Annotated in this window: 6 protein-coding genes and 1 pseudogene; all 7 read right to left on the bottom strand. The window is 38.2% G+C overall.

The window, feature by feature from the left end; all coding sequences use genetic code 11:
• Positions 1–102: 102 nt before the first annotated feature.
• Positions 103–402, bottom strand: coding sequence for a PIN domain-containing protein (locus tag IM500_RS03225; protein WP_287737670.1), 300 nt, complete (start codon positions 400–402; stop codon positions 103–105).
• Positions 399–620 (bottom strand): hypothetical protein, encoded by a 222-nt coding sequence (locus tag IM500_RS03220; RefSeq protein WP_002780145.1) that lies wholly within the window; start codon positions 618–620, stop codon positions 399–401. Before IM500_RS03220 ends, IM500_RS03225 begins: the two co-directional genes overlap by 4 nt.
• A 27-nt stretch (positions 621–647) precedes the next feature.
• Positions 648–1,142, bottom strand: a complete 495-nt coding sequence (locus IM500_RS03215; protein ID WP_106909401.1) for a PIN domain-containing protein — start codon at positions 1,140–1,142, stop codon at positions 648–650.
• Complete coding sequence (locus tag IM500_RS03210; RefSeq protein WP_104398401.1) at positions 1,126–1,416, bottom strand: UPF0175 family protein; 291 nt, start codon at positions 1,414–1,416, stop codon at positions 1,126–1,128. Before IM500_RS03210 ends, IM500_RS03215 begins: the two co-directional genes overlap by 17 nt.
• An 82-nt stretch (positions 1,417–1,498) precedes the next feature.
• A complete protein-coding gene (locus IM500_RS03205) occupies positions 1,499–1,768 on the bottom strand; it encodes a type II toxin-antitoxin system RelE family toxin (protein WP_002739840.1) in 270 nt (89 codons plus the stop codon).
• Entirely contained in the window at positions 1,761–2,009 is a 249-nt protein-coding gene (locus IM500_RS03200) for a type II toxin-antitoxin system Phd/YefM family antitoxin (RefSeq protein ID WP_002739617.1), read from the bottom strand. The genes IM500_RS03205 and IM500_RS03200 overlap by 8 nt, the downstream gene beginning before the upstream one ends.
• Positions 2,010–2,076: 67 nt before the next feature.
• Positions 2,077–2,968: pseudogene (locus IM500_RS03195) on the bottom strand (apoptotic protease-activating factor); the annotation flags it as partial.

Raw genomic sequence — 2,968 nt, 5'->3', positions numbered from 1 at the left:
GTTTTGAGTTAAAAGTTAAACTTCAAGTTTTCATTCAGGACAAATGTACTGATTAACTAATTTTTTGGGGAAAATTAGTTAACCCATCATTATAACATATAATTAATTTGCAAGAGTTCTAATGATAGAGTCAGGGATGTTGAGTTTGTGACTGAGGGAGTAGGTTTCCATTAAGTTAATAAATTGATTGGATATTGCGACATCTACAGGAAAGGTATGTAGCAATCCGAGATGTCTTTTGATTTTGTTGAGTTCATTTTTATTGATTGCTCCATAATATAATTCGGCTTGATTAATGGAACTAATGGCTAGTTGATTTAGTCCAATATGGCGAAGCTCTTCGATAATTCTATGGTTGTTTTTATAGAATTCAATGAGGATATTGGTGTCACATAAAATCATCGGTTTTCTTCTCGCCATGCTGCTTCACGGATAGATTTAGGGGTAATATCCCTGTCTTCCCACAATCCTGCTAGGGCAAAGAAGTCTTGCTCGTTATCAGATAATGTTGTTTGATCTTCGATGATTTCTACGGAGTCAACAAAATCTAAAGCAGTTAAAATTTTAGAGAGCGTTTCTGCTTTTTCTTGGTCACGAATGTGTACGATTAGTTGTTTCATGGTAGTTTATTTTGTATTGATTTGGTATTAATGATCATTGTCTAATTCTGTTTTTAGCCAATTAAGAATCGGAGAACTAATACGAATTACATAATCAACTAACTGTTGTGATAAATCTAAAATTTCTTGTTTAGATAGATAACCTGCATAAAAACCAACCAAGAGAATTCCTAATGTTCCTTTGACGGTTAATTCCATAGCTTTGGCAACTCTTCTTGCTAATTTCTCATCTATAATTACCCAGTCTGGTTTGATTGAAATTGCCAAGAGAATAACTTCTAATTCTCCTCGATCTAATCCTAGTAATAGCGGTTCAAGAGGAGATGATGATGCAACTTCTTGAACTTGAATCCAATTGGCATTTTTGAGTTCTTTTGCCCCCGGTTTATTATCTCCAGCGATGACAATTTCTTGATAAACTGCCCAAGGAATAATCACTTCATTAAATAGCTGATTAAGAAGATCTAATTGATTAATCAAAGATAAGGCGATGATCGGTGTAGAATTAACAATTATCTTCATTCTCTTTGATTTTTTGGGCTAATTTACGGCTGGTTTGTATTTCTGATTCCCATTCTTCTGCTGTGTAATCAATAATGGAAAAACCATACTCAGAGAGAAGTGTATAAAATGTATATTTATCGCATCCTAATACTTGTGCGCCGATTCCTGCTGAAATTTTTCCTTCTTGATAAAGATGCCCTAATGTATAAATGATAACTTTACGAGAGAATGTTTCTTTTTCTTCTCTGGCAGCAATGAGGAGTTCTTCGGGAAATGTTACATTAATGCTCATGAGTGTTTAAAAATAATTTGTTTTTCTTGATTTTAGCAGGAATAATATCGCTAATTAATTGATGGTTGATAATTAAGATTCTCTATATTGTTCTCTTTAGTTGTTTATAAATTTCATCATCGTTTCGTTTGTCAATCAGCAAGATTTCTAGTGTTTGCTCCTCAACACGATAAACGATTCGATATTCACCAATATCGGCTCTATGATAAGAGTATCCTTTTAACTTTAGAGAATCTTGGGGATAGGGATTTGTTCTCAGTTCGGTTATTTTTGTGGCTACTTGTTTGGCGTGTTTATCTGGCAGTTTTTTTAAGCGTTTAGTTGCCTGTCGAGATAGGTTAATCTTAAGCATTTAAAATTTCTGACAGTAAAGCCTCACTTTCTGTTGTTCCGATAAAACCTTCTTGATGAGCTTTTTCTGCCTGTAAAGCCAAAAGTTGATTTTCTAACTCGGAAAATCTCTCAAATTCCTCGATTGACAGCACGACTGCAACATTACGTCCCTTTTTTGCTATCTTTACTGGTTCTCTTCGAGCCAAGTCTAACAGTTCGCCAAAGCGATTTTTTGCTTCTGAGGCTCCTAATGTTTTCATAACTAACCTTTATAGAAACTAGCCATTATGACCATTTTAGCTATTATAGCAATTATTGACAGGAGAATCACTTCCACCAGCGGCTGACTTCTCTAATTGCTTGATGGACTTCTCTTAAGGCGACCTCTCCCCCAAAATGAAGGATTAAAGGCACTAAGTTGGGAATAGTTTCGAGGAAATGAGGACGAGTGAGAGTACCCAAAGCCTGAAGGACATCTTGCCAGAAAGATAAATCCACATTAGCAGGGGTTAAGGTGGCTGTTAATGCTTTTAATACGTCTGCACGGCTTGATTCATCCCCAATCCCTCTGGCAATTTCTAAGGCTTCCGGTAAAACTTCCGGTAAATAGGGAGCTAACCCGGTCAATGCCTCTGCACGGTAGGATTCATTCCCAATCCCTCTGGCAACTTCTAAGGCTTCGGGTAACACTTCCGGTAAATAGGGGGCTAACCCTGTCAATACCTCTGCCTGGGAGGATCGATTTACAATCCCTCTAGCAACTTCTAAGGCTTCGGGTAATAAACTTTCAGGTAAATGGGGCGCTAACTCTGTTAATGCCTCTGCACGGCCGTATTTAGGCACATACCAACCAATCTCTTTAGCTGCGGCTAAGGCTTCGGGTAACACTTCCGGTAAATGGGGAACTAACCCTATCAATGCCCTTGCACGGTCGGATTTATCCCGAATCTCTCTGGCAGTTTCTAAAGCTTCGGGTAACACTTCCGGTAAATGGGGGGCTAACCCTGTTAATGCCTCTGCACGGTACTCATACTCAATCTCTCTAGCTGTGGCTAAGGCTTCGCTTAAGAGATTTTCGGGTAAATGGGGGGCTAACCCTGCTAATGTCTCTCCACGTTTAGATTCATCCTCAATCTCTCTAGCTGTGGCTAAGGCTTCGCTTAAGAGATTTTCAGGTAAATGGGGGGCTAACCCTGCTAATGTCTCTCCACGTTTAGAT

It is taken from the genome of Microcystis sp. M179S2, assembly GCF_020245805.1.
Taxonomy (GTDB): domain Bacteria; phylum Cyanobacteriota; class Cyanobacteriia; order Cyanobacteriales; family Microcystaceae; genus Microcystis; species Microcystis aeruginosa.
This window is presented reverse-complemented; position numbering and strand designations above follow the sequence as displayed.

Bases quoted from the DNA above. Each gene is read 5' to 3' on its own strand.
- IM500_RS03220 (WP_002780145.1), bottom strand. From the start codon at position 620: ATGAAACAACTAATCGTACACATTCGTGACCAAGAAAAAGCAGAAACG.
- IM500_RS03215 (WP_106909401.1), bottom strand. From the start codon at position 1,142: ATGAAGATAATTGTTAATTCTACACCGATCATCGCCTTATCTTTGATT.
- IM500_RS03205 (WP_002739840.1), bottom strand. From the start codon at position 1,768: ATGCTTAAGATTAACCTATCTCGACAGGCAACTAAACGCTTAAAAAAA.
- IM500_RS03210 (WP_104398401.1), bottom strand. From the start codon at position 1,416: ATGAGCATTAATGTAACATTTCCCGAAGAACTCCTCATTGCTGCCAGA.
- IM500_RS03225 (WP_287737670.1), bottom strand. From the start codon at position 402: ATGATTTTATGTGACACCAATATCCTCATTGAATTCTATAAAAACAAC.
- IM500_RS03200 (WP_002739617.1), bottom strand. From the start codon at position 2,009: ATGAAAACATTAGGAGCCTCAGAAGCAAAAAATCGCTTTGGCGAACTG.